The organism is Oxalicibacterium flavum, assembly GCF_014635065.1.
Lineage (GTDB): Bacteria > Pseudomonadota > Gammaproteobacteria > Burkholderiales > Burkholderiaceae_D > Oxalicibacterium > Oxalicibacterium flavum.
This window is the reverse complement of record NZ_BMCG01000003.1, coordinates 137,987-164,282: the sequence shown is the minus strand read 5'-3', so window position 1 is coordinate 164,282 and position 26,296 is coordinate 137,987. Positions and strand designations below refer to the sequence as shown.

The 26,296-nt window shown below is 62.2% G+C and carries 30 protein-coding genes; 13 read left to right on the top strand and 17 right to left on the bottom strand.

The features are described from left to right. Positions 1-126: 126 nt before the first annotated feature. Positions 127-1,026 (top strand): RNA polymerase sigma factor RpoH, encoded by a 900-nt coding sequence (gene rpoH, locus IEV38_RS07800; protein ID WP_188395632.1) that lies wholly within the window; start codon positions 127-129, stop codon positions 1,024-1,026. A gap of 62 nt (positions 1,027-1,088) precedes the next feature. Here rpoH and IEV38_RS07795 read toward each other — a convergent pair whose 3' ends face one another. From IEV38_RS07795 to IEV38_RS07775, 5 genes are read right to left on the bottom strand one after another with little or no spacing between them, the layout of a single operon-like run. Beyond that, a complete protein-coding gene (locus tag IEV38_RS07795; RefSeq protein ID WP_371869862.1) occupies positions 1,089-1,709 on the bottom strand; it encodes an SCO family protein in 621 nt (206 codons plus the stop codon). Between the two features lie 5 nt (positions 1,710-1,714). Further along, a complete protein-coding gene (gene cyoE / locus IEV38_RS07790) occupies positions 1,715-2,599 on the bottom strand; it encodes a heme o synthase (RefSeq protein ID WP_188395630.1) in 885 nt (294 codons plus the stop codon). After that, positions 2,596-3,750, bottom strand: a complete 1,155-nt coding sequence (locus IEV38_RS07785) for a COX15/CtaA family protein (protein ID WP_188395629.1) — start codon at positions 3,748-3,750, stop codon at positions 2,596-2,598. Before IEV38_RS07785 ends, cyoE begins: the two co-directional genes overlap by 4 nt. Beyond that, positions 3,743-4,330, bottom strand: coding sequence for an SCO family protein (locus tag IEV38_RS07780; protein WP_188395628.1), 588 nt, complete (start codon positions 4,328-4,330; stop codon positions 3,743-3,745). Before IEV38_RS07780 ends, IEV38_RS07785 begins: the two co-directional genes overlap by 8 nt. After that, entirely contained in the window at positions 4,308-5,030 is a 723-nt protein-coding gene (locus tag IEV38_RS07775) for an SURF1 family protein (RefSeq protein WP_188395627.1), read from the bottom strand. Before IEV38_RS07775 ends, IEV38_RS07780 begins: the two co-directional genes overlap by 23 nt. A gap of 63 nt (positions 5,031-5,093) precedes the next feature. On the opposite strand from IEV38_RS07775, the gene IEV38_RS07770 reads away from it, so the two are divergent. Then, positions 5,094-5,294: a twin transmembrane helix small protein gene (locus IEV38_RS07770; protein WP_188395626.1), complete on the top strand. Its 201-nt coding sequence runs from the start codon at positions 5,094-5,096 to the stop codon at positions 5,292-5,294. Between the two features lie 80 nt (positions 5,295-5,374). On the opposite strand, the gene IEV38_RS07765 is transcribed toward IEV38_RS07770, so the two are convergent. From IEV38_RS07765 to IEV38_RS07740, 7 genes are all read right to left on the bottom strand, one after another. Then, positions 5,375-6,235: a cytochrome c oxidase subunit 3 gene (locus IEV38_RS07765; protein WP_188395625.1), complete on the bottom strand. Its 861-nt coding sequence runs from the start codon at positions 6,233-6,235 to the stop codon at positions 5,375-5,377. Positions 6,236-6,321: 86 nt separating this feature from the next. Continuing rightward, positions 6,322-6,933, bottom strand: coding sequence for a cytochrome c oxidase assembly protein (locus IEV38_RS07760; RefSeq protein WP_188395624.1), 612 nt, complete (start codon positions 6,931-6,933; stop codon positions 6,322-6,324). Between the two features lie 7 nt (positions 6,934-6,940). Continuing rightward, positions 6,941-7,066 carry a cytochrome oxidase small assembly protein gene (locus IEV38_RS15270; RefSeq protein ID WP_229728933.1) on the bottom strand — a complete coding sequence of 42 codons (126 nt, stop codon included), beginning with the start codon at positions 7,064-7,066 and terminating at the stop codon, positions 6,941-6,943. Between the two features lie 12 nt (positions 7,067-7,078). After that, complete coding sequence (gene ctaD / locus IEV38_RS07755; protein WP_188395623.1) at positions 7,079-8,692, bottom strand: cytochrome c oxidase subunit I; 1,614 nt, start codon at positions 8,690-8,692, stop codon at positions 7,079-7,081. 19 nt (positions 8,693-8,711) lie between these two features. Further along, entirely contained in the window at positions 8,712-9,863 is a 1,152-nt protein-coding gene (coxB, locus tag IEV38_RS07750; RefSeq protein ID WP_188395622.1) for a cytochrome c oxidase subunit II, read from the bottom strand. Positions 9,864-9,897: 34 nt separating this feature from the next. After that, on the bottom strand, positions 9,898-10,368 hold the full coding sequence (locus IEV38_RS07745) for a DUF2244 domain-containing protein (protein ID WP_229728932.1): 471 nt from the start codon (positions 10,366-10,368) through the stop codon (positions 9,898-9,900). Between the two features lie 205 nt (positions 10,369-10,573). Beyond that, positions 10,574-11,524: a methyltransferase domain-containing protein gene (locus IEV38_RS07740; protein WP_188395621.1), complete on the bottom strand. Its 951-nt coding sequence runs from the start codon at positions 11,522-11,524 to the stop codon at positions 10,574-10,576. A 55-nt stretch (positions 11,525-11,579) separates the two neighbouring features. Between IEV38_RS07740 and IEV38_RS07735 the strand changes: the two genes are divergently transcribed. The 3 genes from IEV38_RS07735 to IEV38_RS07725 all read left to right on the top strand — a co-directional run bounded on the left by IEV38_RS07735 (position 11,580) and on the right by IEV38_RS07725 (position 13,465). Next, complete coding sequence (locus IEV38_RS07735; protein WP_188395620.1) at positions 11,580-12,320, top strand: ComF family protein; 741 nt, start codon at positions 11,580-11,582, stop codon at positions 12,318-12,320. A gap of 88 nt (positions 12,321-12,408) precedes the next feature. Beyond that, positions 12,409-12,891 carry a tRNA (uridine(34)/cytosine(34)/5-carboxymethylaminomethyluridine(34)-2'-O)-methyltransferase TrmL gene (gene trmL, locus IEV38_RS07730; protein WP_188395619.1) on the top strand — a complete coding sequence of 161 codons (483 nt, stop codon included), beginning with the start codon at positions 12,409-12,411 and terminating at the stop codon, positions 12,889-12,891. 82 nt (positions 12,892-12,973) lie between these two features. Further along, positions 12,974-13,465 (top strand): copper chaperone PCu(A)C, encoded by a 492-nt coding sequence (locus IEV38_RS07725; protein ID WP_188395618.1) that lies wholly within the window; start codon positions 12,974-12,976, stop codon positions 13,463-13,465. Between the two features lie 67 nt (positions 13,466-13,532). Here IEV38_RS07725 and IEV38_RS07720 read toward each other — a convergent pair whose 3' ends face one another. After that, a complete protein-coding gene (locus IEV38_RS07720; RefSeq protein ID WP_188396095.1) occupies positions 13,533-13,991 on the bottom strand; it encodes a DUF411 domain-containing protein in 459 nt (152 codons plus the stop codon). 85 nt (positions 13,992-14,076) lie between these two features. Next, entirely contained in the window at positions 14,077-14,937 is an 861-nt protein-coding gene (locus tag IEV38_RS07715) for a ferritin family protein (protein WP_188395617.1), read from the bottom strand. A 319-nt stretch (positions 14,938-15,256) separates the two neighbouring features. On the opposite strand from IEV38_RS07715, the gene IEV38_RS07710 reads away from it, so the two are divergent. The 4 genes from IEV38_RS07710 (at position 15,257) to IEV38_RS07695 (ending at position 18,887) form a co-directional block, all read left to right on the top strand. Beyond that, positions 15,257-15,838, top strand: a complete 582-nt coding sequence (locus IEV38_RS07710) for a glutathione peroxidase (RefSeq protein WP_188395616.1) — start codon at positions 15,257-15,259, stop codon at positions 15,836-15,838. 181 nt (positions 15,839-16,019) lie between these two features. Further along, positions 16,020-16,709 carry a response regulator transcription factor gene (locus IEV38_RS07705; protein ID WP_188396094.1) on the top strand — a complete coding sequence of 230 codons (690 nt, stop codon included), beginning with the start codon at positions 16,020-16,022 and terminating at the stop codon, positions 16,707-16,709. Then, positions 16,696-17,928, top strand: a complete 1,233-nt coding sequence (locus IEV38_RS07700) for a sensor histidine kinase (RefSeq protein WP_188395615.1) — start codon at positions 16,696-16,698, stop codon at positions 17,926-17,928. The genes IEV38_RS07705 and IEV38_RS07700 overlap by 14 nt, the downstream gene beginning before the upstream one ends. 242 nt (positions 17,929-18,170) lie before the next feature. Beyond that, the gene (locus IEV38_RS07695; protein ID WP_188395614.1) at positions 18,171-18,887 is read left to right on the top strand and encodes a TerC family protein; all 717 of its coding nucleotides are present in this window, start codon (positions 18,171-18,173) and stop codon (positions 18,885-18,887) included. 84 nt (positions 18,888-18,971) lie between these two features. Here the strand turns inward: IEV38_RS07695 and IEV38_RS07690 are convergent, their stop codons facing one another. Beyond that, positions 18,972-19,388, bottom strand: a complete 417-nt coding sequence (locus IEV38_RS07690; protein WP_188395613.1) for a hypothetical protein — start codon at positions 19,386-19,388, stop codon at positions 18,972-18,974. An 88-nt stretch (positions 19,389-19,476) separates the two neighbouring features. Between IEV38_RS07690 and IEV38_RS07685 the strand changes: the two genes are divergently transcribed. Next, positions 19,477-19,917, top strand: a complete 441-nt coding sequence (locus IEV38_RS07685) for a ProQ/FINO family protein (protein ID WP_188395612.1) — start codon at positions 19,477-19,479, stop codon at positions 19,915-19,917. Between the two features lie 7 nt (positions 19,918-19,924). On the opposite strand, the gene IEV38_RS07680 is transcribed toward IEV38_RS07685, so the two are convergent. Continuing rightward, a complete protein-coding gene (locus IEV38_RS07680; RefSeq protein ID WP_188395611.1) occupies positions 19,925-20,719 on the bottom strand; it encodes a sulfite exporter TauE/SafE family protein in 795 nt (264 codons plus the stop codon). Between the two features lie 200 nt (positions 20,720-20,919). Here IEV38_RS07680 and IEV38_RS07675 point away from each other — a divergent pair, with 200 nt between their 5' ends. Beyond that, the gene (locus tag IEV38_RS07675; RefSeq protein WP_188395610.1) at positions 20,920-22,479 is read left to right on the top strand and encodes a sensor domain-containing diguanylate cyclase; all 1,560 of its coding nucleotides are present in this window, start codon (positions 20,920-20,922) and stop codon (positions 22,477-22,479) included. A 52-nt stretch (positions 22,480-22,531) separates the two neighbouring features. Continuing rightward, a complete protein-coding gene (locus tag IEV38_RS07670) occupies positions 22,532-23,779 on the top strand; it encodes an MFS transporter (protein WP_229728931.1) in 1,248 nt (415 codons plus the stop codon). On the opposite strand, the gene IEV38_RS07665 is transcribed toward IEV38_RS07670, so the two are convergent. Next, a complete protein-coding gene (locus IEV38_RS07665; RefSeq protein WP_188395609.1) occupies positions 23,776-25,062 on the bottom strand; it encodes a branched-chain amino acid ABC transporter substrate-binding protein in 1,287 nt (428 codons plus the stop codon). The two genes, IEV38_RS07670 and IEV38_RS07665, sit on opposite strands and share 4 nt — an antisense overlap. A gap of 92 nt (positions 25,063-25,154) precedes the next feature. Between IEV38_RS07665 and IEV38_RS07660 the strand changes: the two genes are divergently transcribed. Beyond that, positions 25,155-26,285: a DUF3108 domain-containing protein gene (locus tag IEV38_RS07660; RefSeq protein ID WP_188395608.1), complete on the top strand. Its 1,131-nt coding sequence runs from the start codon at positions 25,155-25,157 to the stop codon at positions 26,283-26,285. The last annotated feature ends 11 nt before the right edge of the window (positions 26,286-26,296 follow it).

The following is a 26,296-nucleotide window of genomic DNA, read 5'->3' as shown; positions in this document are numbered from 1 at the left end:
TAGTGTTTTGGCTATCGCCACGCTTGCAAAGAGCAATTAGCACTCATGTCCATAGAGTGCTAATATTAGGTTCAAAGACGGGACCACAAGTCCCATTTTTCCTGAAGTCGCAAGCAAGGAGAAAACATGAAAGCAGCAACTGCATCCACCGCAATGATTCCCTCGAGCAACAACATCATGTCGCTCGGGTTTTCTGGCGCGCTGGGCAATATTGACGCTTACATCTCGGCGGTCAATCGGCTGCCCATGCTGACGCAGGAAGAGGAAGTTTCGCTGGCACGCCGCCTGCGCGACGAGAACGACCTGGGTGCCGCCCAGAAGCTCATCATGTCGCACCTGCGTCTGGTGGTGTCGATCGCGCGCGGTTATCTGGGCTACGGCCTGCCGCATGCCGACCTGATCCAGGAAGGCAACATCGGCCTGATGAAGGCGGTCAAGCGCTTCGATCCCGATCAGGGCGTGCGTCTGGTCTCGTACTCGATCCACTGGATCAAGGCCGAAATGCACGAGTACATCCTGAAGAACTGGCGTCTTGTCAAGGTCGCCACCACCAAGGCGCAGCGCAAGCTGTTCTTCAACCTGCGCAGCCACAAGACCGGCCTCGACTCGATGACGCCGGATCAGGTCAACGAACTGGCGAAGACGCTCAACGTCAAGCGCGAGGAAGTGATCGAGATGGAAACGCGTCTGTCGGGCCGCGACATCGCGCTCGAAGCGCCGACCGACGACGAAGACGACAAGTTCGCGCCGATCGCCTATCTGTCGTCCGAAGCGCAGGAACCGACGCGCGTGCTGGAGTCGCAGGACTACGATCGCCTGCAGACCGAAGGCCTGAGCATGGCGCTCGAAAAGCTCGATCCGCGTTCGCGCCGCATCGTCGAGGCACGCTGGCTGGCCAACGACGACGGCTCGGGTGCCACGCTGCACGAGTTGGCCGACGAGTTCGGCGTCTCTGCAGAGCGCATCCGTCAGATCGAGGCGGTCGCCCTGAAGAAGATGAAAGGTTCGCTGGCGGCTTTCGCCTGAGTCATCCCGCTCCATGAAAAAAGCGCTCCTCGGAGCGCTTTTTGTTTGGATGCACGGTATGGTCAGCGGCCGGCCAGCAGCATCTTCAGATCGTGGGCAATCGGTTCCTCGCCCTGTCCGTGCCGCACGAACAGGCGCAGCCGCCCTTCCGGGTCGAACACGTAGCTGCCGGCCGTATGATCGATGGTGTAGCTGCCAGGCTCCTTGCCCGGCACTTTTTCGTGGAAGACCTTGAATTCGTTCGCCGTGCGGTCGATTTCCTCCTGCGTGCCGCGCAGGCCGATGAAGCGCGGATCGAAGGCGGTCACGTACTGCCGCAGCAGGTCCTGCGAATCGCGCGCGGGATCGAGGGTGACGAAGAGTACCTGCACGCGGTCGGCATCCGGGCCGAGCAGCTTCATGACATTGGACATTTCCATCATGGTGGTCGGGCAGACGTCCGGACAATGCATGAAGCCGAAGAACATCACCACCGCCTTGCCCCGATAATCGACCAGCGTGCGGCGCTGCCCCTGATGATCGGTCAACTCGAAGCCCTTGCCATAGGCGAGGCCGGTGACGTCGGTATTGGTGAAGGTCGGCGCCGGCGGCGACTTCTCGCCGCATGCGGCCAGCGCGAACACGGCCGCGCCCGACAGCAGGGCGGCGGCAAGACGGGAACGGAAACCGGGGCGCAGTCGCATCATGTTCAGAACATCAGGTAGTGGTCAACCAGCAGCACGGCGAACAGCACCGACAGATAGACGATCGAATAGGCAAACATCTTGCGCGCGATCGCATCGGTGTAGTGGCGATAGACCTGCCATGCATACCAGAGGAAGACCGCATCCAGCACCAATGCCACCACCAGATAGATGAGACCGCTCATGCCGACCGCGAACGGCAGCAGCGTAGTAGCGACCAGCGCGATCGAATACAGCAGAATCTGCAGTTGCGTGAATGCCATGCCATGCGTGATCGGCAGCATCGGCAGGCCGGACTTGGCGTAATCCTCGCGGCGATAGAGTGCCAGCGCCCAGAAATGCGGCGGCGTCCAGATGAAGATGATCAGGACCAGGATCCAGGCTTCCATCGGCACCTGGTTGGCGATCGCGGCCCAGCCCAGTGCCGGCGGCATCGCACCCGACAGGCCACCGATGACGATGTTCTGCGGTGTGGCCGGCTTGAGGATCATGGTGTAGATGACGGCGTAGCCAATGAAGGTGGCGAACGTCAGCCACATGGTCAGGGCATTGACGAAGTTGTACAGCACCCACATGCCGGCACCGCCGATCACGCCAGCGAAGATCAAGGTTTCGGTCACGCTCAGTTCGCCGCGCGCCATCGGACGCCGCGCGGTGCGCGCCATGCGCGAGTCGATCTCGCGTTCGACCAGACAGTTGATGGCGAAGGCGCCGCCGGCCAGCAGCCAGATACCGATGGTTGCCGCGACGACAACACGCCAGTTCGGCAGGTCGGGAGTAGCGAGAAACATGCCGATCACGGCACAGAATACGGCAAGCTGCGTCACGCGCGGCTTGGTCAGCGCCCAGTACTGGGCGAGGCGATTGGGAGAAGCGGTCAAGGTTGTCATGCGTTGGTCGTTCGATGCGGCCGGATGGGCGAATCGTTCTGACGCGCCTGCAAAGGATCGCCTGATCGTCCGGCGATTCCAGCCTTGTAGTTTAACATGACCGTCAGCAGGACCAGCAGCGCGGCGCAGCCATTGTGCGCCACCGCCAGTGCCAGCGGCCATTTGAGAGAGATGGTCGAAATACCGATGGCGATCTGCAGCGCCAGCGCGCCCAGCAGTGCCAGCCCGGTCTTCTGCAGGCCTTCGGTGCGCCACGCCTTCCATGCGACCCAGCCGACGTGTCCGGCCACCACGATGGCAAACACGCGGTGCGTCCAGTGGATCGCCGTCAGCGCCGGATACGGCAGATATTCGCCATCGGCCGTCATGCCGAGGCTGCGCCACAGCGTGAAGCCGTTGTCGAAGTCCATCTCCGGCACCAGCGCGCCGTGGCACAGCGGGAAGTCCATGCAGGCCAGTGCCGCGTAATTGGTGCTGACCCAGCCGCCGAGCAAGATCTGTATCGTCAGCAGCAGCAGCGCAATCGCCGCCGGCCAGCGCAGGCGGCGCGCTGATGCCGCAACGGGCAGATGCTCGTTCTGCCGCGCGCCGACCCAGGTCAGCATCGCCAGCAACACCATGCCGAGCAGCAGGTGAATGGTGACGATCACCGGCTGCAGCTTCATGGTCACGGTCCAGGCACCGAACGCACCCTGCAGGCAGACGAAGAAAAACAACGCCAGCGGAAACCATGGCGAGAATTGCGGCGCGGTCTTGCCGCTGCGCAGCCAGAACCGCCACGACAGCACGAGGATGGCGATGATGAGCACGCCGATGCCCATCGCCAGGTAGCGGTGGATCATTTCGATCCATGCCTTCATCACGGTCACCGGACCGTCCGGCATCAAGGCCTCGGCGGCGCGGATGTGTTCCATCGCCGCCAGCGGATTCGAATGGCCGTAGCAGCCCGGCCAGTCAGGACAGCCGAGACCGGAGTCGGTCAGGCGCGTGAAGGCGCCGAACATGATGACGTCGAAGGTCAGGAACACCGTGACCCACACCAGCTTGCGGAACTTGTTGCGGTCCTTGGACGACCAGACGATCACGCCGGCCAGCAGACCGACCAGCAGGCCCTTGCTCGCCAGCTGAAACAGGAGACCCGAATTATCCAATGGAAGACGCCTTGAGCAATTTGTTCAGATCCTTCTTGATCCGGTTGGGATCGGCATCCTTGGGAAAGCGCATCATCAGGTTGCCCAGCGGATCAATCATGAAAATGTGGTCGGCCGGCGTGGTGTCTTGCTCCACCGGCAGCCAGGCGGCGATGCGCTCGGCATCGGCGCGCAGCATGTGGGTGCCGTCGAATTCACGGATCAGGATGGTATCGATCGGCTGCGCATCGGTGATGAGCCACACGCGTTCGATGCGCTCCATGTCCTTGCCTTGCGACAGGCGCAGCTGGCGGATGTCGTGCAGCTTCTTTTCGCACGACGACAGGCAGTCGCCGCCGGCTACCAGCAGCATGATCCACTTGCCCTTGTAGGCATCCAGCGTTTCCGGCCGGCCGTCCAGCGTGCGCGTGTCGAGCACCGGCAGCGGATAGGCGCGCGGATCGATCAGCGCGCCATAATTGGTGCGGCCTTCCGGCTTGAAGACGTAATAGGCCAGATACGAAAAAATGATGGGCGATGCGCATACGAGCAGGATGGCCAGCAGCTTCCAACGCCCTTTACGCTTCCTGTTTTCTTCCACGTCCAAATCCTGTCACAACAAAAAAAACACACGCCAGCGCAGCCAGCCCATACCACTGAAAGGCGTAGCCGCGATGCTTGTCGATGCCGCTCGACGGCCGCGGCCAGTCGCGCACCAGGCCATCCTGCGCCGCGCCCGTCTGCTCGATCACCAATGCCGGCAGCGCAAGATCACTGGCGGCAGACAGCTCGGCCGGGTCGAGATTCTGCACGATCGCGCCGGGCCGCAAGGCTTCGGGCTGGCCCAGCTGCATCACGCGGCCGATACCGGTGCGCACCACGCCTTCGATCTCGGTCTCGCCCGCAGGCGTGTCCACCGCCGGCAACCGCGTACGGTCCGCGACGTCGCGCGGCAACCAGCCGCGCAGCACCAGCACGTGCTGGCCGGAGGCCGCCATTCTAAACGGCATCGCGAGGTAGAACCCAGCACGTCCGTCGTAAGGGCGGTTGTCGAGATAGACCGGCCATTCGCGCTCGAAGCTGCCGTGCAATCTCACGCGCCGGAAGGCAATCTCGGCAGCATCGGTCGGCACTTGCTCAAGTTGGAGAACTGGCGCAGACTGCCTTGCCAGCAGCAGGTTTTCGATGGCCTGCTTTTCATCGCCGCGCCGCGTTTGCCACTGCCCCAGCGAGATGCCGATGGCCGCCACTATCGCGGCGGCAATGAACGGCACGACCCTGAAGCGAAAGGAGAGATGCATGAGATCCGTGTTCAATCCAGCCCGTTGTGTCGCCCCTGCCCGCTCCGACCGTCGGGCGCGTCCATGAAAATTCTCGTCGCCATCGCCTTCATTCTGATCCTCGGCAGCCTGGCTTCCGCGCTGTTCTTCCTGATGCGCGACAAGGGCAAGAGCAACCGTACCGTCAAGGCGCTGGCGACGCGTGTCGGACTGTCGATCACACTGTTCGCGCTGGTCCTGCTTGCGTGGCGCCTCGGCTATATCCAGCCTACCGGAATTCGCTGAATTTGGCGTCGGACAAGTTGTCCTACCCCGCAACAAAAAGCCGCACTGCAGAGTGCGGCCTTTTTCATGCATGAGTGGTATTACAGCCAGTAAACCACCACGTACAAACCCAGCCACACCACATCGACGAAGTGCCAGTACCAGGCCGCGCCTTCGAAGGCAAAATGATTGTCGGCGGTGAAATGCCCCTTGATGACGCGATACAGCACGACCGCCAGCATGATTGCGCCCATCGTCACGTGAAAGCCGTGGAAGCCCGTCAGCAGGAAAAAGGTGGAACCGTAGATGCCGGACGTCAGCTTGAGGTTCAGGTCCTGGTAGGCATGGATGTATTCATAGGCCTGAAAGCCCATGAAGATCGCACCGAGCAGGATGGTGGCGGCCAGCCAGATCGCGGTCTTCTGGCGCTTGCCCTCGCGGATCGCATGGTGCGCGATCGTCAGCGTGACACCCGAGGTCAGCAGCAGCGCGGTGTTGATGGTCGGAATCCAGAACGGTCCCATGGTGGCGAACGACTCGACCGTGTTGGCCGGACCGACATTGCCCCATTGCGCACCGAAGTCGGGCCACAGCAGCTTGTGGTCCAGATCGGCCAGCCACGGCATGCTGATGCTGCGCGCATAGAACAGCGCACCGAAGAAGGCGGCAAAGAACATCACTTCCGAAAAGATGAACCAGCTCATGCTCCAGCGGAAGGATGCATCGATGCGCTTGCTGTACAGACCGCCTTCCGACTCGCTGATGGCCTCGCCGAACCAGAAGTAGAGCACGACCAGAAAGCCGATCAATCCCAGCGCATTCAGATATGGCCCCCACGCCACGCCGTTGACCCAGGCCGAAGCGCCGATCATCAGCAACAGCAGTGAAATGCCGGCCGTCACCGGCCAGCGCGAGGGACCCGGCACGAAATAATAGGGAGCTTCCTTTTCGCGAGCACTCATTTCCGTCTCCAGTCAGACTTCTTCAGGCTTCACTTCCGCCGCGCACACGCAGCGGACTCACATCATCACCGGCACTTTCCACATTCTCAACCGGCAACCTGCGCCGGCTTTTTCCCGCCTTCGGCCTTGCTTTCGGCTTTCTTCTCGAAACCGCCGATATCGAAGAAGGTATAGGACAGCGTGATCGTCTTCACATCCTTCGGCAGGGCCGGATCGAGGTAGAACACCACCGGCATCTGCCTTGCCTGGCCTGCCTCCATGGTCTGCTGCTGGAAGCAGAAGCATTCGACCTTCTTGAAATGCGCCGCCGCCTGCTGCGGCGCATAACTCGGGATCGCCTGTGCTTCCACGCTGCGCTGCTGCGTGTTGACCACTTCGTACAGGACCTGCGCCATCTCGCCCGGATGCACAGTCATGCTGTTGACGGTCGGACGGAAGCGGAACGGTCCCTGCGCATTGGCGTCGAACTCGACCGTGATGGTGCGGCTGCGGTCGATCTGCGAATTGTCGATCGGCTTGACCTTCATGCCCTCGCCTTCCTGGAAGGCAAGGATGTTGATGCCGGTGATCTCGCAGATCTGCTTGTACAACGGCACCAGCAGATAGCCGAAGCCGAACATCATCACCGCGATGACGATCAGCTTGCCGAACATCTGCGCGTTCAGCCTGCGTACACCGGAATCGTTCTGCTCCTGCATCCCGTCCTCACACAAACCATATGCGTTTGACCACCAGCCCCAGCATGAACATCAGTGCGATCGAGGCCAGGATCAGCCCCGTGCGCAAATTGCGCCTTCTGAGTTCTGCCTGCAACTCTTCCTTCTCGCTCATGCGCTGTTTGCCTTATTTGACCGTCGGCGGCGTCTCGAAGGTATGGAAAGGCGCCGGACTCGGCACCGTCCATTCCAGTCCTTCCGCGCCTTCCCACGGCTTGTCGGCTGCTGGCTGGCCGCCACGAATCGCCGGCAGCACCACCGCAAACAGGAAATACACCTGCATCAGGCCGAAACCCAGCCCGCCGATGGAGGCAATCACGTTGAAATCCGTGAACTGTGCCGGATAGTCGGCATAGCGGCGCGGCATGCCGGCCAGGCCGAGAAAATGCATCGGGAAGAAGGTGATGTTGAACAGGATCAACGAGCCCCAGAAGTGAATCTTGCCGCGCGTCTCGCTGTACATGAAGCCGGTCCACTTCGGCCCCCAGTAATAGAAACCGGCAAACAGCGCGAACAGCGAACCGGCCACCAGCACGTAGTGGAAGTGCGCCACCACGTAATAGGTATCCTGCAACTGGATGTCGATCGGCGTGACTGCCAGGATCAGTCCGGTGAAGCCGCCCATGGTGAATACGAAGATGAAGCCGATCGCGAACAGCATCGGTGTCTCGAAGGTCATCGAGCCGCGCCACATGGTGGCAACCCAGTTGAAGATCTTCACGCCGGTCGGCACCGCGATCAGCATGGTCGCGTACATGAAGAACAGCTGCGCGGTGACCGGCATGCCGGTGGTGAACATGTGGTGCGCCCACACCATGAACGACAGGATCGCGATCGAGGCCGTCGCATAGACCATGGACGCATAGCCGAACAGCTGCTTGCGCGCGAAGGCCGGCACGATATGCGAGATGATGCCGAACGCCGGCAGGATCATGATATAGACCTCGGGGTGCCCGAAGAACCAGAAGATATGCTGGTACATCACCGGATCGCCGCCGCCGGCCGCATTGAAGAACGAGGTGCCGAAGTGGCGGTCGGTCAGCGTCATCGTGATCGCACCTGCCAGCACCGGCATCACGGCGATCAGCAGGTAGGCCGTGATCAGCCAGGTCCAGCAGAACATCGGCATCTTCATCAGCGTCATGCCGGGCGCACGCATGTTGAGCACGGTGACGATGATGTTGATCGAACCCATGATCGACGAGGCGCCCATGATGTGGATCGCAAAAATCGCCATGTCCATGCCTGGTCCCATTTGCGTCGACAGCGGCGCATACAGCGTCCAGCCGGCGGCGGTGGCGCCGCCCGGCACCAGGAAGGACGTCATCAGCAGGATCGCGGCCGGCGGCAGCAGCCAGAACGAAAAGTTGTTCATGCGCGCGAATGCCATGTCGGAGGCGCCGATCTGCAGCGGAATCATCCAGTTGGCGAAGCCGACGAAGGCCGGCATGATCGCGCCGAACACCATGATCAGGCCATGCATGGTGGTCAGCTGATTGAAGAATTCGGGCTGCATCAGTTGCAGGCCGGGCTGGAACAGCTCGGCGCGGATCAGCATCGCCAGCAGACCGCCCGACAGCAGCATGATGAAGGAGAACCACAGATACAAGGTGCCGATGTCCTTGTGGTTGGTGGCATAGATCCAGCGCCGCCAGCCGTGCGGATGATCGTGGGCATGGTCATGCCCGTGATCGTGCGCGTGGGAATGCTCGTGCCCGTGGTCGACGGCGGTTGTGCTCATCTCGATCTCCTGATTCGTTTTACTTCGCGGCCAGGACTTCGGCCGGTTGGACGATGTTTTCAGCAGCCTTGTTGGACCAGTGATTGCGCGTATAGGTGATCACCGCGGCGATCTCAGTTTCGGACAGCACGGGCTGCCAGGCCGGCATGGCACCCTTGCCATGCAGGACGATATTGATGTTGGCCGCCTTGGGACCCAGCACGATCTGCGAACCATCGAGCGCGGCGAAGCTGCCGGGTATGCCCTTGCCATTGGCCTGATGGCAGGCGATGCAATTGGACGAATAAACCTTCTCGCCACGTTGCACGAGTTCGTCGAGCGTCCAGACCTTGTTGGGATCATCGACGTTGGCGGCCATTTCCTTCTTGCGTTCGTCTACCCAGGCACGATAGTCCTCCTCGCTGACCACGTTGACCACGATCGGCATGAAGGCATGATCCTTGCCGCACAGTTCCACGCACTGGCCGCGATAGGTGCCGATCTTCTCGGCCTTGAACCAGGTGTCGCGCACGAAGCCCGGAATCGCGTCCTGCTTGACGCCGAACGAGGGGATCATCCACGAGTGGATCACGTCGTTGGCGGTCAGCACCACGCGTATCTTCTTGTTGACCGGCACCACCACCGGATTGTCGACCTCGAGCAGGTAGTTTTCGCCCTTGGCCTCGGCGTTGACGATCTGCTGGCGCGGCGTCGCCAGATTGGACAGGAAGTTGATGCCCTCGCCTTCGCCGGCGAGATAGTTGTAGCCCCACTTCCATTGCATGCCGGTGGCCTTGATGGTGATGTCGGCATTCGAGGTGTCCTTCATCGCCACCACGGTCTTGGTGGCCGGCAGCGCCATGCCGATGACGATCAGGAAGGGAACCACGGTCCACGCGATCTCGACCGAAGTGCTTTCATGAAACTTGGCGGCCTGATGGCCGACCGATTTGCGATGCTTGAAGATCGAATAGAACATCACTGCGAACACGGCAATGAAGATCACCAGACAGATGATCAGCATCATGTTGTGCAGCGAATAGATTTCTTCGGCGATCCGCGTGACCGGCGGATGCAGGTTGAGCTGGCGCACCGTCGGGCCGCCGGCGTCGCTCGCGGCTGCCCACGGCGCGGCCGCCATCAAGAGGAATGCACCAGGCAACAGGAATGGAAGGCGCTTCGCATCTTTCATGGATTTCCCCAAAAGCCCACATTAAGAATCTGTTTTAATTGACGGGCGTACTTGTCATCCTCACTTCCCGACGCAGCTCGCGCATGAATTCGCGACGCTTTGCCTCCGTCAGGAATCGCCCTACCTCAACACACAGACCTGCAGATTCCAGGCCAATCAATCGAGTACGTGCCACGAGCCGAATCGCCGTCTGGCGGCGCATCAGCCTGAACTGCCTGACCTTCTCCGCCTGGACGATCTCGACGAAAAGCCGGTCGTCTTCAAGCGCAATGTATTCGCGATCCCTCGCGTGACGGGCGTAATAAATGAAAGCGTATGCGACTGCCGCGAGTTCCACGATGGAAAAACCGAGGATATACCAGGCGCCGCGGATGGTGAAAAAGACGGAAATTGCCAGAGATACCGCGCACAATAACCCATAAACCTGCATCAGTTGCTGCGGAGATATCGAGCAATTACGTTTAAATAACCATTCGCGGCCGGGCCCTACCGCACGCTCGACCACCGCGCACCGGCCCAACCATCTTCACGCAAAACCGTCGCAGTATAAGTCTGAAACTGAAACGTTATCAAGCATAAACACATGGCGCACACCCTCCGGAAAAAACGGACTGACTACGCAATGAAACTCTCAACGGCTCGGCAGATTCTGAACGACTTTTGAACAACAGGCGACACATATATACAACATTCCGCCCTGAAGCGGAACCTTATTTTCTCGGCCGGTCGAAGCGGATGATGGACTCGCCGCTGGCCGTGGCGCGCGGCGCCGGCCGAAAAGCGTGGCCGTATGCGACTTCCACGGTCAGGGGGATCTTGCCGTCGACGTCACGGCGCTGCCTCTCGAGCCGCTCCACCACACGTTGCCAGGCATCGCGGCCAAACAGGCCGCGCGGCCGCGTATCGAGCGGATTGCCGCCGATCGCACGTACGTCCGCGATCAGTTTCTCGACACTGCCGTAGGTAATCGTCAGGGTTTCCATGTCCATCACCGGCGTCGAAAATCCGGCATTGACCAGCATGTCACCAAAGTCATGCATATCGACGAAAGGCAGCACATGCTGTGCTCCGCTTTCGGCAAAGGCGGTACGCAATTCCCTGAAGGTGTCGGGACCGAAACACGAAAACATCAGCAGGCCATCCTGACTCAACACACGGCGCCATTCGCCGAATACCGCATCGGGCTGCGGATGCCAGTGCACCGCCAGATTGGACCAGACCATATCGACGCTGTTGCCGGCCAGCGGCAACCGCGCGAAATCACCGCACATCAGGCCGGCCATCGAGTCGCGCCCGATTCCCATACCTGCCGGCAGCCATTGCTGCAGCATGCGATGAACGCTCGACAGGCCATCCTTCTGCACCGCCTGCGCCTCCGACAACATGCCGAACGAGGCATCGAGACCCAGCACCGTAGCCTGCGCGAAGCGCTTTTGCAGCGTGACCAGATCGGCTCCTTCGCCGCAACCGGCGTCGAGCACCACGGTCGGCTCCAGCTTGATCACCTGCAGTCTTTCATGCATGCGTGCCGCCACCTCGCGGCGCAGGAAGCCTGATTCTGCAACGCGTGCAGGATCACGAAACAGGGTGCGTACGCGCCCCAGATCAATGGGAGCGCTCAGTCTGCTGTCAGCGGAAGAAAATTCGGAAGGCACGGGCATGCGGCGACAATGGGATAATGTGCGCAGTCTACACGCACGAGGACGGAGTTGCGCAATGTCATACCGATTTCTCTCCCGTATCGGCACCCTGCTGCACCGACTGCCGTCGGCAATTCCCTCATCCTGTGCGTTATGCGGTATCGATGGCGAGTGCGTACTATGCGCCGATTGCCGCCACAGTCATTTCACCGCATCGCCGGCACGCTGCCGGCAATGCGGTCTGCCGCTGAGCGGCATCGGCGACCTTGCGCAATGCGGCGACTGCCTGCGCTCGCCGCCCGCCTTCGATGCCACCGTGGTGGCCAGCGACTATGTCGCGCCGGTCGATCACCTGGTGCTGGCCCTCAAGTTCGGCAATCGCCTCGCCATTGCGTCGCTGTTTGCCGACCTGCTGCGCGATGCATTGTTGCGGCAACCCACCCTGCCAATGCCGGAGCTCATGACGGTAGTGCCGCTCAGCCGACAACGCCTGGCTGAACGCGGGTTCAATCAGTCACTGGAGATCGCCCGTCCACTGTCGAGATCGACCGGCATCGCGCTGTTGCCGCAACTGCTTGAACGCACGCGCGAAACACGCATGCAGGCCAGCCTGCCGCCGCCGGAACGCCAGCGCAATGTGCGCCATGCCTTCTCCGTCACGGCCGACATGCAGGAAAGCATCGCGGGAAAGCATCTGGCGGTTCTGGACGACGTGATGACCACCGGCGCCACACTCGCCGAGATCGCAGCCATGCTCAAACGCCATGGTGCGGCGCGCGTCACCAACCTCGCTTTTGCGCGAACGCCGCCGGCATGATGCGCAACGGCTTGCGTCGTGCCATTTTCATTTATGATGTGCGCCTTTCATGCACGGTGCAACGCGTGCGCACCGCAAGGAGAATCGCTTGTTTCATGTCGTTCTGGTCGAACCGGAAATTCCGCCCAACACCGGCAACATCATCCGCCTGTGCGCCAATACCGGTGCGCAATTGCATCTGATCGAGCCGCTCGGCTTTCCGCTCGACGATGCCAAGATGCGGCGCGCCGGCCTCGACTATCACGATTACGCGACGATGAAGGTGCATCGCGACTGGGAGGCCTTTCTCGCGTCCTCGACCGCCGACATGCCGCTCGATCCGCAACGCATGTTCGCGCTGACCACGCATGGCTCGACGCCCTTTGCCAGCATGCGTTTCGCGCCCGGCGACATCTTCGTGTTCGGCTCGGAAACACGCGGCCTGTCGCCTGAACGGCGCGACAGTTTTCCGCCCTCGCAGCGCATTCGCCTGCCGATGCGCCCCGACAATCGCAGCCTCAACCTGTCCAATACGGTCGCGGTGGTCGTCTATGAGGCCTGGCGCCAGAACGGCTACCTTGGCGGCAGCTAGCCGGATGGTAGGATAGGCGCACTCACATCCGATTTTTTCGCTGCCATACGATGGCAGTACCCCTTGTTGATGGAAGGACATCATGACACTTCGCCTTGCCTCCCTTGCTTTCGCATTTGCCGTTTCGCTGACGGCCGCGCCCATCCATGCGCAAACGTCGCACGCCGGCGACATTCATGTCGGCCAGGCCTATGCACGCGCCAGCATGCCGGGCCAGACCAGCGGCGGCGCCTATGTCTCGCTCGAGAACACGGGCGCGCATGCCGATGCCCTGATCGCCGCGCAATCGCCGGCAGCAACGTCGATGGAGATCCATACCATGTCGATGGAAGGCAACGTGATGCGCATGCGCGAAGTCGATGGCATCGAACTTGCCGGCGGTCAGAAGGTCATCATGGAGCCCGGCAAGGGCTATCATCTGATGCTGATGGGACTGAAAGCCCCCTTGAAGGCTGGCGACCGCATTCCGGTCACCCTGACCTTTCGCAAGGCCGGCAAGATCGATACTACCTTCGAAGTCCGGGATGCCAGACATCCGGGAGGCGGCATGGAAAGCGGCCATCACCATCACTGAGAACAATACGCTTCATGCAAAAAAGGACGCCGAGGCGTCCTTTTTTATCGAATCGGGCAAGCATGCATCATTGCGCTGCCACATGGCGATAGACGATGTGGCTGCCATCCTTGCGCAGCAGCAGGACGTCATAAGCGTCCGCCTTCCGATCCGGCACTTCCATTCCGGGTGAACCCAGTGGCATGCCCGGCACGGCCAGGCCGACTGCATCGGGACGCTCCTTCAGCAAACGCTTGATGTCGGTCGCAGGCACATGCCCTTCCAGCGCATAACCGCCGATGGTGGCGGTATGACAACTGCCGAGCGCCGACGGAATACCGTAACGTTCACGATATGCGGCAGTGTTCGGCACATTGCGCGCCTCCACACGAAACCCGCCGGCCTCCAGATGCCGTACCCATTCGCCGCAGCAGCCGCAGGTGGCACTCTTGTATACCTCGATCAGCGGCGCCTGCTGTTTTGCCGGCACCAGCCCTGGAGCCAGACCCGCCAGCGCCAGTGCGCGCAGAACGATCCGTCGTTGCATCATCATGTTCGCTTCTTCCGATTCGGCAAATCGCCGGCAAAGAAAAAGCCGCAGAATCTGCGGCTTGGGTACAGGGTTTACCTCATCATGCCGGCTGCTGTTCCTGCGCCGGTACCGCCATGCGGTTGACGATGTCCTTGCGATAGCGGTTGAGCTCCTGCACCGTGGTGAAGGTGCGCTCGAACAGCAGCGACAGGTTGTGCAGGATACGGTCGACGACCTTCTTCTCCCACTCGGCGTCAAAGTGGATCTGGTTGTCGAGCCAACGTTCCAGCCATTCCGGATCGGGCAGGCGCGACTGCACGGTGTCGTTCGGGAACAGTGCCTGGTTGACGTGCAGATTGGTCGGATGCAGTGGCTTCTCGGTGCGACGCGCCGATGCCATCAGCACGCCGATCTTGGCGAAGGCGGCACGCGCGCTGTCGCCCATTTCAACCAATGCCTTCTTCATGTAACGCAGGTAGGCGCCGCCGTGACGTGCCTCGTCCTGGCTGATGGTGCGGTAGATCTGCCTGATGACGGGTTCGGTGTGCCAGTCGGCTGCGCAGCGATACCAGTGGTTCAGACGGATCTCGCCGCAGAAGTGCAGCATCAGCGTTTCCAGCGGCGGCGCAGGATCGAACTCGAAGCGCACGTTGTGCAGTTCGGCTTCGGTCGGCACCAGTTCCGGGCGGAAGCGGCGCAGGTATTCCATCAGGACCAGCGAATGTTTTTGCTCCTCGAAGAACCAGACCGACATGAAGGCGCAGAAATCGCTGTCGCCGCGATTGTCGCGCAGAAACATCTCCGTAGCCGGCAGAGCCGACCATTCGGTGATCGCATTCATGCGAATGGTCTGTGCCTGCTCGTCGGTCAAGCGGGAAGCGTCGAACTGATCCCATGGAATATCCTTTTCCAAGTTCCAGCGGACCTGCTCGAGCGATTTGAACAATTCTGGGTACAGCATACACGCCTTCAAAATGAGTTAAGTGCTTGATTCTACCAAGAAATTCCCTCTCCAGACAGTCCAACCTCTCTTCCGAAAAGGTTTTCCGGACGACGCAACAACGCGCCGCTGGGACACACCATCGCGGCCAAACCCGCATGGCTGCTGGCGTTAAGAACAGGTTAAGGCTGCGCACGCACGAAAACTTGCAAGAATGCTTATTGCAAAAAAGACGCATTTATTTTCTGACGCAAGACGCCTGCGGCCGTCAAATGACACGATGACAAGCCGCCCGTCTTGATGCAAGATGAGGCGCTTCATCATCTTCCCGGGATATCTCATGTCCGTTTTTCATTCCGCGTTGCGACTGCTGCCGTGGGCGGCAGTACTGGTCTTCCTGCATGCCGCGCCGGTCCATGCGCAACAGGCCGGCCAGTGCCCGGCCGTGCTGGACCACACGCTGCCGCGTTTGCAGGACGAACAGCCGCAGCATCTGTGCCAGTACGCGGGCAAGGTGATCCTGGCGGTCAATACCGCCAGCTATTGCGGCTTCACCAGCCAGTACGAGGGACTCGAAAAACTGTATGCGCACTATCGGTCTAAAGGTCTGGTCGTGCTCGGATTCGCATCCAACGATTTCGGCCAGCAGGAACCGGGCAGCAATCAGGAAATCGCGGCGTTCTGCCACAACACCTTCGGCGTGAAATTCCCGATGTTCGCCAAGAGCAGCGTCACCGGCGAGAATGCCAACTCCTTCTATCGCGCATTGACGGCAGCCGGCGCCACGCCGCCCAAGTGGAACTTCCACAAGATCCTGCTCGATCGTCAGGGCCGCGTCGTGCAAAGCTACCCGTCGCGCGTCAAGCCCGACGACAAGTCGCTGATCGCCGACATCGAACGCGCGCTGGCAGCCAAGCCTTGAGCCGCGCTGCCTTCTTCTCCTGCCCCGCGCCGACACACCGTCCCGCGAAGTGCTAGGATATGCACCCACTGGCCGCGCTGCCTGCGCGGCTTTCGCCGATCCCCGGACTGCCGCCGGCAGCCCGACCCGCGCGAATTTCGAGAAACAGAATTACATGTCCGTGCCCAACCGCTCCCAAACCATGCGCATCCTGATCATTGAAGACAATGCAGACATCGTCGCCAACCTCTACGCCTTCCTGGAGCCGCGCGGCTACGTTCTCGACTCCGCGGCCAACGGGTATGCGGGCTTTGCGCTGGCGGCCCAGCACGAGTACGACGCCATCATCCTCGACATCAAGGTACCGGGCATCGACGGCCTCGCGGTCTGCCGCAAGCTGCGCGACGAACTGAAGAAGGACACGCCGGTCCTGATGCTGACCGCGCGCGACACGCTCGACGACAAGGTCGCCGGCTTCGACAGCGGTGCCGACGACTACCTGGTCAAGCCGTTCTCGCTGCTCGAGGTCGAGGTGCGCCTCAAGGCTCTGATCCGCCGCGCGCGCGGCAAGAACCAGGGCACCAATTTCCTGAGCGTCGGCGATCTGGTGTTCGATACCTCGACCTATGAAGTCAACCGCGCCGGCACGCCGATCACGCTGACCAAGACCGGCTTCAAGATCCTGACCTGCCTGATGAAGGAAGCGCCCAAGGTCGTCTCGCGCGAAACGCTGGAACTCGAGGTCTGGGGCGACCATCCGCCGGACAGCGATGCATTGCGCACCCACATCCACGCGCTGCGCCAGGCGCTCGACAAGAACTATTCCTTCCCCATGCTGCGCACCGTCCAGGGCATCGGTTACCGGCTGGTAGAGTCGGATGACCCAAACTAGGACGCTGCGCCGCCGGATCGTCACCGCCTATCTCTACTTTGCGCTGGCGATCTGCACCTTCTTCGGCCTGGTCGCATCCTTCGCCGTGCACGGCGTCGAAGACCTGCTGGTTGACGAACACCTGCAAAGCATCGCCGAATGGGCCTCGCCCCGCTATTCGTCCGGCCAGCCGGTCGATATGCCGTCCGGCCTCGCCTTCTATCATGGCGCCACCATTCCGGCCGAACTGCGCCACCTGCCGCTCGGCGTGGGCCGCGCCAGCTTCGAGGGCGACATCGCGCACGTGCTGGTCGGCGAAGACCATGTCGGCCGCTACGTGGTGATCGACAAGGCCAGCGAATTCAAGAGCATCGAACGCGTCATCTACGTCGCCATCACGATCGGCCTGCTCGGCTTCGTCGCATTCTCCTTCTTCCTCGGCACCTTCATCGCGCGCGGCTTCGTTGACCCGATCGGACGCCTCGCGGAATCGGTCAAGAGCCGCAAGTCGAGCGTGCTGCCGCTGCTCGACAACGAAGACGAACTCGGCGTGCTGGCGCGCGCCTTCGACGCCCACACCGCCGAACTCAAGCAGTTCCTCGCGCGCGAGCGCTTCTTCACCGGCGACGTCAGCCACGAACTGCGCACGCCGTTGACCATCATCATCGGTGCGGCCGAGCTGCTGATCGACCAGACTGCCGACCGGCCGACACTGCAGGCTGCCGCCAAACGGATTCTTCACGCGGCGCAGGACGCCACCGAATGCGTGAGCACGCTGCTGCTGCTTGCGCGCAAACCCGACAGCCTCGAACGCCCGGAAACCTCGGTAGCCGACGTGATCCATGCCGAAGTCGAACGCAGCCGCCAACTGCTGCGCGGCAAGCCGGTCACGCTGCACTACGAGGAAGAAGAAGACTTCACGGTCTGCGCGCGACAGGAACTGCTGACCTCGGCCATCGGCAACCTGGTACGCAACGCCTGTCAGTACACCGACGAGGGTACTGTAGTAGTGCACACCTACGCGCGCACCGTTTCGGTCGAGGATACCGGCCCCGGCATACCCGACGTGATCCGTGCGCGGCTGACCGACCGCGCCGACGGCACGCCGCTGGTCGGCTCCGCCGGCTCCGGCCTGGGCCTTGCGCTGGTGATGCGCATCTGTGAGCATCTGGGCGCCACACTCGAAATCGCCGATCAACCGGCACGCGGCAGTATTTTCCGCATCCACTTTCCCGCATGATTTAACGACAAATTAACGCGCCCATGACGTTAATTTGAGTTCTCCCTCGCTAACCTGAACCTGCCTGACATCACTTGCGGCGCATGCCGTCCGGTGCTGTCGGAAAGGTTTCATCATTGTTCGTCGCGTGGCACAGAAGGTACCCGGTCGCAGGTCCGGCCGACACCCACGATCGCAAAGACGATCACCGCGTTCATTCAATATCGACTCCGGATTACGGAGCAGCAAGACAAGAGGAAGACATGGAATTACTGACTACCGCAGGCTTCTGGGCCGCCCTGGGCAACATCATCCTGATCAACATCGTGCTCTCCGGCGACAACGCCGTGGTGATCGCGCTGGCCGCCAAATCCCTGCCACCCAAACAGAAACGGCTGGCCGTGCTGTACGGCAGCGCCGCCGCCATCATTCTGCGTATCGTGCTCACCATCTTCGCGCTGCAGTTGCTGACGCTGCCGTATCTCAAGCTGATCGGCGCCGTCGCATTGTTCTACATCGGCGTGCAGTTGCTGGCCGAGGATGACGGCGAGGAAGAAGTCGAAGGCCATTCGAACCTGTGGGGCGCCATCAAGACCATCCTGATCGCCGATCTGGTCATGAGCCTGGACAACGTTCTTGGCGTGGCAGCAGCCGCCAACGGCAATCTGGCCCTGCTCGTCATCGGTCTGGCCATCAGCGTACCGCTGATCGTGTTCGGCAGCACGCTGGTGCTGAAGCTGATGGAAAAATTCCCGATCATCATCACCCTCGGCGCCGGTCTGCTCGGCTACCTGGCCGGTGAAATGCTGTTCTCCGACACCGCCGTGCAGCCATGGATCGAGAGCCACATCCCGCACCATGAGATCGCCCTGTTCGGCAGCAGCCATCTAAGCCTGCCGGGCCTGGTACTGGCCGCAGGCGTGATCCTGGTCGGCACCTATCTCGCCAAGCGCCACAACAAGCCCGCCGCTGCGGCATAAGCGACGCGCCGCAACATGCGGCGCGAGCGATGAAAAAAGCCGGTCTCGTTTGCACGAGCCGGCTTTTTCACTTGTTCAGTCGGACTAGTAACGGCGAATGCCGAAATCGTGATCCGTCACGATCGCGGTCGCCGCGATCAGCGGACTCAGGCCCAGCACCAGTTGCGTCAGACGGTCGCCGGGAATCGTCCACCACTGCTTCGCCGGCTGCGCGATCTGCGTGGCGGCCACGATCAGCGGCGCCACCCATTCGGCCTCCTGCGGCACGTCCAGCACCACATCGCCCTCCTGCGTGGTGTGCAGGTACAGGCTGCCGCCCTGCTCGAGCCGGAAGCACAGGCCGCAGCGCTCCAACCGGCTGCCGACCGCATGCCGCTGCAGATGACGGTTCTGGTGATCGATCCAGGTTTCGACATCATAGGTGGTACGCAACACGATCCACGGCCTTTCGAGCAGCGGCCGGTTCTCTTCGTTCTCGTATTCGTGCGGGTCCTGCGCCATCTTTTCTCATTCCATTTAAATGCAATTGAGACAAGCGCAAACGCCGTGCTATCCTGCCGGCTGGAATCACCTTGCTCGATTGCTGTTCATGACTACCAACGAAGCCACAACCGCCCCGTTCGACTCTCCACGCGCCCTTCTGAAGGACCTGCAGGAAAAATTTCCCGTCTTCGGCGAGTGCCAGCCGCTCGCCATCGGCATCGACAAGCAATTGTTCGCCCAACGCTCCGACGTCAGCCGCAAGATGCTGCGCACCGCGCTCGGCATCCACACCAATTCGCTGCGCTACCTGAAGGCGATGGAAAAGGCGACCGTGCGTTTCAATCTCGACGGCTCGCAGGCCGACGAAGTCAGCGACGAACATCGCGCGCATGCTGCGGCAACACTGAAGGAGCGCTTCCGCAAGAATGCCGAACAGCGCAAGGTGCAGCGCCAGGAAGAAGCGGCACAACGCAAGGCCGAGGAAACCGAGCGCCTGCGTGCCGACAAGCTCAATCAGCTGGCCGCCAAGTTCTCGCGCAAGAACTGAGTCTTCCCTACCAGTAGGTCCACAGCATCTTGGCCGCCAGCACGTACAGCAGGCAGGCAAAGATGCGCTTGAGCGTCGGTACCGGCAGCCGGTGCGCAAGCCGCGCGCCGATCGGTGCCGTGAAGACGCTGCCGCAGACGATGCCTACCAGTGCCGTGATCGAGACGAAGCCGATGGTGCCTGGCGGCAGCCCGGTCACATTCCAGCCGGAAATCGCGTAACCGATCGTCCCCATGATCGCCAGCGGAATGCCCATCATGGCGCCGGTGCCGATGGTCTTCTTCATCGGTACGCCGCACCACAGCATGAACGGCACGCTGAGGAAGGCGCCGCCGGCCGACACCAGCCCGGCGATGATGCCGATCACCACGCCGACCGCGAACAGCGGTCCCGCCGACGGCAGGCTGCGCGCGGCTTCCGGCTTCTTGTTCAACAGGATCTGGGTGGCGCCGCAGAAGACGATGACGGCAAAACTGAGCGCCAGCATGCGCTGCGGAATCCAGGCAGAGAAAGAGGTTGCCAGCAGGCTGCCGATCACCATGCCGGGCGTCATGCGCTTGACGATGTCGAAATCAACGCCCTTGAACTTCAGGTGTTCGCGCACGCTGGAACTGGACGTGAACACCACCGACGCCATGCAGGTCGCCAGCGCCATGTGCACCACATGGTCGGGCGCAAACTGCTGAGCCGCGAACAGGGCCGCCATCACCGGCACCAGCGTCATGCCGCCACCGATGCCAAGCAGGCCGGCCAGCACGCCGACGAACGCACCGGCCGCCACGTAGGCCGCAAACCACATCATTGACGAATCTCCTCGAATAGACACCGGCTTGCCGAAACGCGGGTATGCCGCTGCATGCTCATCGCCTTTGGACGCTGACTGCGCCCGGGGGTCGCGGTGTTGCGATTATACGGCGTGCCCTGTTTTCCTGACAGACATGTTCCTGCCCTGCGCGACTGAAGTACACTAGCGCCCAGCACAGCCATTCTCGCCAGCCGACATTGCCAGACGACATCCACTCCTTCATCGACAAGAAGCGCACCCTGCTGGGCGCCACCGCGACCTTCGTGTATCTGGTCGCCGTTTCTCTCATCATCCTCGTCGTCTGGAGCGTCTGGCAAACGCGCGTGCAGACCATCGCAGAAAGCAAAAGCACCACAACCAACATGGCCCGCGCGCTGGCACAGCATGCGCAGGACGCAATCCGCTCGGCCGACAATCTGCTGGTCGGGATGGCGGAACTGGTGGAAGAACAGCGGCATCTGCACGATGCCGGCGCGCAGAACCTGCACGCCTACCTGCGCGCGCGGATAGAAAACCAGGCCATGCTGGCCGGCCTGAGCGTCTACGATGCGCAGGGAACGCTGGTCGCCACCTCGCGGCCCGCACCGGTACGACATGTGACGATCACCGATCGCCCCTACTTTCAGTACCATCGCGAAGTCGCCGAACGCGGGCCGCACGTCGGTGCGCCGATCCAGAGCCGTGTCACCAACGAATGGGTGGTACCGGTCACGCGCCGTCTGACCGATGCGCAGGGACGATTCGCCGGACTGGTGCTGGCCAGCGTGCACGTCGCCTACTTCGGCGACTACTATGCCGAGTTTGACATCGGCCAGGCCGGCACCATCTTCCTTACCACCGACGACGGCACGCTGCTGGTGCGCCGCGCGCAGGAGGAAGTAGGAGTCGGCACCGACATTTCGCACGGCCCCGTCTTCAACGAATACCGCCATCGCGGGCCGGTCGGCACTGCCATGCTGACCTCACGGCTCGACAATACCGAACGCCTGTACAGCTATCGCCATCTCGACACCTATCCGCTGCTGGTGGCGGTCGCCCTTTCCAAGGAAGACATTCTCTCTACCTGGACGGCGCAGACCTACCATCTGACCTCGATCACCGCCTTTCTCCTGCTGCTGCTCGGGATCATCGGCTTTCGCCTGATCTTCCAGATCAATGCGCGCGACGCGGCAGAGTACGAGCTGCTGCTGGCCAAGGAGCAACTCGAAAAACTGAATGCGGACCTGGAAAACCTGGCTTCCATCGACGGCCTGACCGGCCTGCCGAACCGCCGCAAGTTCGACGCCGCGCTGGCACTCGAATTCAGCCGTGCCGCCCGCAATGCGAGTTCGATTGCACTGATCATGATCGACGTCGACCGCTTCAAGCAGTTCAACGATCTCTACGGCCATCCGGAAGGCGATGCCTGCCTGCGCCAGATCGGCAGGGTCTTGCTTGAACAGGGTGCCGGCCGCGCCGCCGATTTGCCGGCCCGCTATGGCGGCGAGGAAATGGTGGTACTGCTGCCGGATACCGATCTGGCCGGCGCCCTTGCCGTCGCGGAGAAAATTCGGCTGGCCATTCGCGGCCTTGGCATTCCGCACAGTGCCGTGCCGAGCGGTGTGGTCACCGTCAGCGCCGGCGTCGCGGCCTGCATTCCCACCGGCACGCACACTGCAGCGCAGTTGCTGAAAGCCGCCGACGAAGCGCTGTACGCCGCCAAGGCGGCAGGACGCGATCGCGTCTGCTGCAGCGCGGCCGAAACTCTGTCAAGCTGAGGCTTGCCGCCGACAGGCAATTGACCGGCATTTCATCGCGCCGCCCATACTCTTGAATCCATCCTCTTCCAGCATCCGCGAACGCACCTTCCTGCTGACCGTCGCCGGCATCCAGTTCACGCACATCCTGGACTTCATGATCATGATGCCGCTGGGTCCGCAGCTGATCCGCGCGCTGCAGATCGATGCGCACCAGTTCGGCCTGCTGCTGTCTTCCTACACCTTCACCGCGGCTGCTTCCAGCCTGCTGGCGGCAACCTACATCGACCGCTTCGACCGGCGCCGTCTGCTGCTGTCGCTGTACGCCGCCTTCATCATTGCCACGCTGGCCTGCGGGCTGGCGCCCGGCTATGCCTTCCTGCTGGTGGCGCGCGCGCTGGCCGGGGCCTTTGGCGGCATCCTCGGCGCCATGGTGCAAACCATGGTGGCAGACGTGATTCCGTTCGAGCGGCGCGGCAAGGCAATGGGCGTGGTGATGGCGGCGTTTTCGATATCGACGGTGGCCGGTGTGCCGCTGGGCCTGCTGTTCGCCAACAGCTTTCCGTCCCTGGGCTGGCGTGCCCCCTTCTTTTTCATCGTTGCGATCTCGAGCCTGATCTGGCTGATCGGCTACCGCAAACTGCCGAGCCTGACGGCACATCTGCAGCAGCCACGCAGCGGCAGCATCGCGCAGCAACTGTTCGCGGTGATCCGTGAACCAGCCCATCTGCAGGCCTTTGCCTTCATCTCGCTGATCATGTTCGCAGGCTTCACGGTGATCCCCTACTTCGCGCTATACACGACCACCAATGTCGGCCTGCCCGACCACCTGCTGACGCTGGTCTATCTGTGCGGCGGTGCCGCCACCTTCTTCACCTCGCAACTGATCGGAAGACTGGCCGACCGCCACGGCAAGCTGCGCATGTACCGCATCGTGGCATGGCTGTCCTTCATTCCGATCCTGATCGTGACCCACTTGGGGCCGGCGCCGCTATGGCTGATCCTGTTCCATTCCACCGTCTTCTTCATCCTGGTGCCGGGCCGCATGGTGTCCGGCATGGCAATGGTGACGGGCGTGCCGGCACAGTCCGTGCGCGGCACCTTCATGACCTTGCTGGCGTCGGTACAGATGCTTTCATCGGGCGCGGCCACGCTGCTGGCGGGCTTGATCATCACGCAGACCGCGGATGGGAACATCGCGCATTACGATACGGTCGGCTACCTGGCGGTAGCCTGCGGCATCATCACCACCTGGCTCGCCGGCCGGCTGCGTACGCCGACTGCCACTCCCGGCATTGCCGACGATGCGCAAAGCCGCTAGCGTGACGGCCTCTGCATGCGGCAGGTAGTCGGCAAGGCGGTCTGCATCGCCGGCAGATAGGCCTCGGTACGGAAACCGTAGCCGCTGCCCTCGTTGTCGAAACGGATGCGGCCGTCGCGGAGGCGCTGCATTACCGACACGTACAGCGGCTGGATCAACTGATGGTCTTCGGCGCGCATGACGGCATCGTGCAAGTCGCTGCGATAGCGCGCGCCTTCGAGCGCGCGCGCCACGGCGACCGCATCGGTGGAACCGGCCTGCTCGATCGCGCGCACCAGCATCTCGATCATCACGTGCATGCGCAGCATCGGATAGTCGTCCTGCGGCTGCGGATAGCGGGCACGGAAGGCTTCGGTGAAGCGCGCGCTCGCGGTGCCCGGCTGCGCGCCGCCGGCGTTCGGATGCCATTCCGCCACCGCGCGCACGCGATCGACGCCGGCCTCGCCGATCGCCGCCGGTGCACCCAGACTGTTGCCGTAGAAGGTGTAGAACTTGGCGTCGAGGCCGAACTGGCGCGCCGCCTTCACCAGCAGCGTGAGGTCATTGCCCCAGTTGCCCGTGACCACGGTGTCGGCGCCGGACGCCTTGATCTTGGCGATGTAGGGCGCGAAGTCCTTGATCTTGCCGACCGGATGCAGCTCGTGGCCGACAATGCGGATGTCGGGCCGCTTGGCCGCAAGCTGGCTACGCGCCGCCTCCGCCACCATGCGGCCGAAGCTGTAATCCTGGCCGATCAGATAGACGCGCCTGGCTTGCGCGTCGCCGCGTATCACTTCGGTCAGCGCATGCATGCGCATGTCGGCGTTCGCATCGAAACGGAAATGCCAGAAGCTGCACTGCGCATTGGTCAGCGCCGGATCGACCGCCGAATAGTTGAGGAACAGCACGCGCTCCCTGCCACCGGCGCGCCGGTTGTGCCGCTCGACCGCGTCGACCAGTGCGGCGGCCACCGCCGAACTGTTGCCCTGCAAAACGAATGGAATACCGCGGTCGGTGAGCCGCCGCAGTTCGATCAGCGACTCCTCGACGCCCTGCTTGTTGTCGAAGATGTCCAGCTGCAGCGGATGCATGCCATCCGCCAGCCGCACGCCGCCGCGCGCGTTGACGTTCTCGACCGCCAGTTGCAGGTTGCGCGCGACCGCCTCGCCGGCATTGGCAAAGGGCCCGGACATGCCGTCTATCATGCCCAGACGAATGGGCGCCCGTTCCGGCTCTGCGGCGAGCGCAAACGAACACGCGCCCAACAGCGCGGCAAACAGCAGGGGCAAGGATCGCATTTTCATGATGATCGGCACTTCGCAAAAAACGCCATTTTACGTGCTGCCAAAATGCGCAACGCCACGCAGCCGCGCGCGCTTGCGGCTACACTAGCGCAATGACTCCGGCAGCGGCCCTTCGACCTTCCCCTCCCGCGCGCGCATCGCGCCTGCGCTGGCTGCCGATCCTGGTCGTTTCCGCGCTGCTGCACCTGCTGCTGATCGCCGAAGTCGGCGACATGCTGCCGCTGCCGACACAGGAAAAGCCGATGCCTCCGGAACAGGTGGTCGCCGCCAGCCTGCTGGTGCCGCCCCCGCCTCCTCCTCCGCCGGCCAAGCCGGCGCCCAAGCCGAAACCCAAGCCATCGGTCAAGCCCAGGCCCGCAGCGCCGCCTGCCGCGCCCGTGGTGGACGAGCCGCTGCCTGAAACGGATGTGACAGAACAGCCGATCATGGAAGACGACCCGGCCATGCTGACGGAGACGGACGACACCGACGTCGCGCAAACGGCCGACGTGGCGGAAGCCGCCTCACCATCGAATCCGCAGCCGGATCCGCAACCCGACCTGCCGAGCTACAGCGTCAGCCTGCCACCCTCGGCGCGCATCAAGTACGCCATCGAAAAGAAGCCGCACGATGGCGAACCGATGCACGGTAGCGGCACCATCGACTGGCAGACCGACGGCACGCGCTATGCGATCGATGGCGAGTTCGGCGTGCTGTTCATCACCGCGCTGCGCTTCCGCAGCAGCGGCACCATCGAGCAGAGCGGGATTGCGCCCGAGTTGTACGCGGAGAAGCGCCTGCGTCGTTCGGAAACCAATACCCACTTCCATCGCGAGCGCAATACCATCAGCTTTTCGGCCTCCACCAACAGCTACCCGCGCCTTGGCACCGAACAGGATCGCGCCAGCATCGTCTGGCAACTGGCCGGCATCGGCCGCGGCGACGCCGAGCATTTCCAGGCCGGCACCACGATCCGCATCGTGGTCGCCGGCACGCGCGACGCCGAACCATGGGAAATCAACGTGGTCGGCCTCGAACAGATCGACGTCGACGGCGAAGCCACCGAAGCCTGGCACCTGCTGCGCGTGCCGCGTCCCGGCTCCTACGACCAGAAACTCGAGTTCTGGCTGGCGCCGGCACTGGGCTGGTACCCTGTACGGCTGCGCTATACCGAGCCCAACGGCGACGTGCTCGACATGAACATGACGCGCCTGAACGTTTCCAACCCTTCCGGGTCTCAATAATGAACATCACA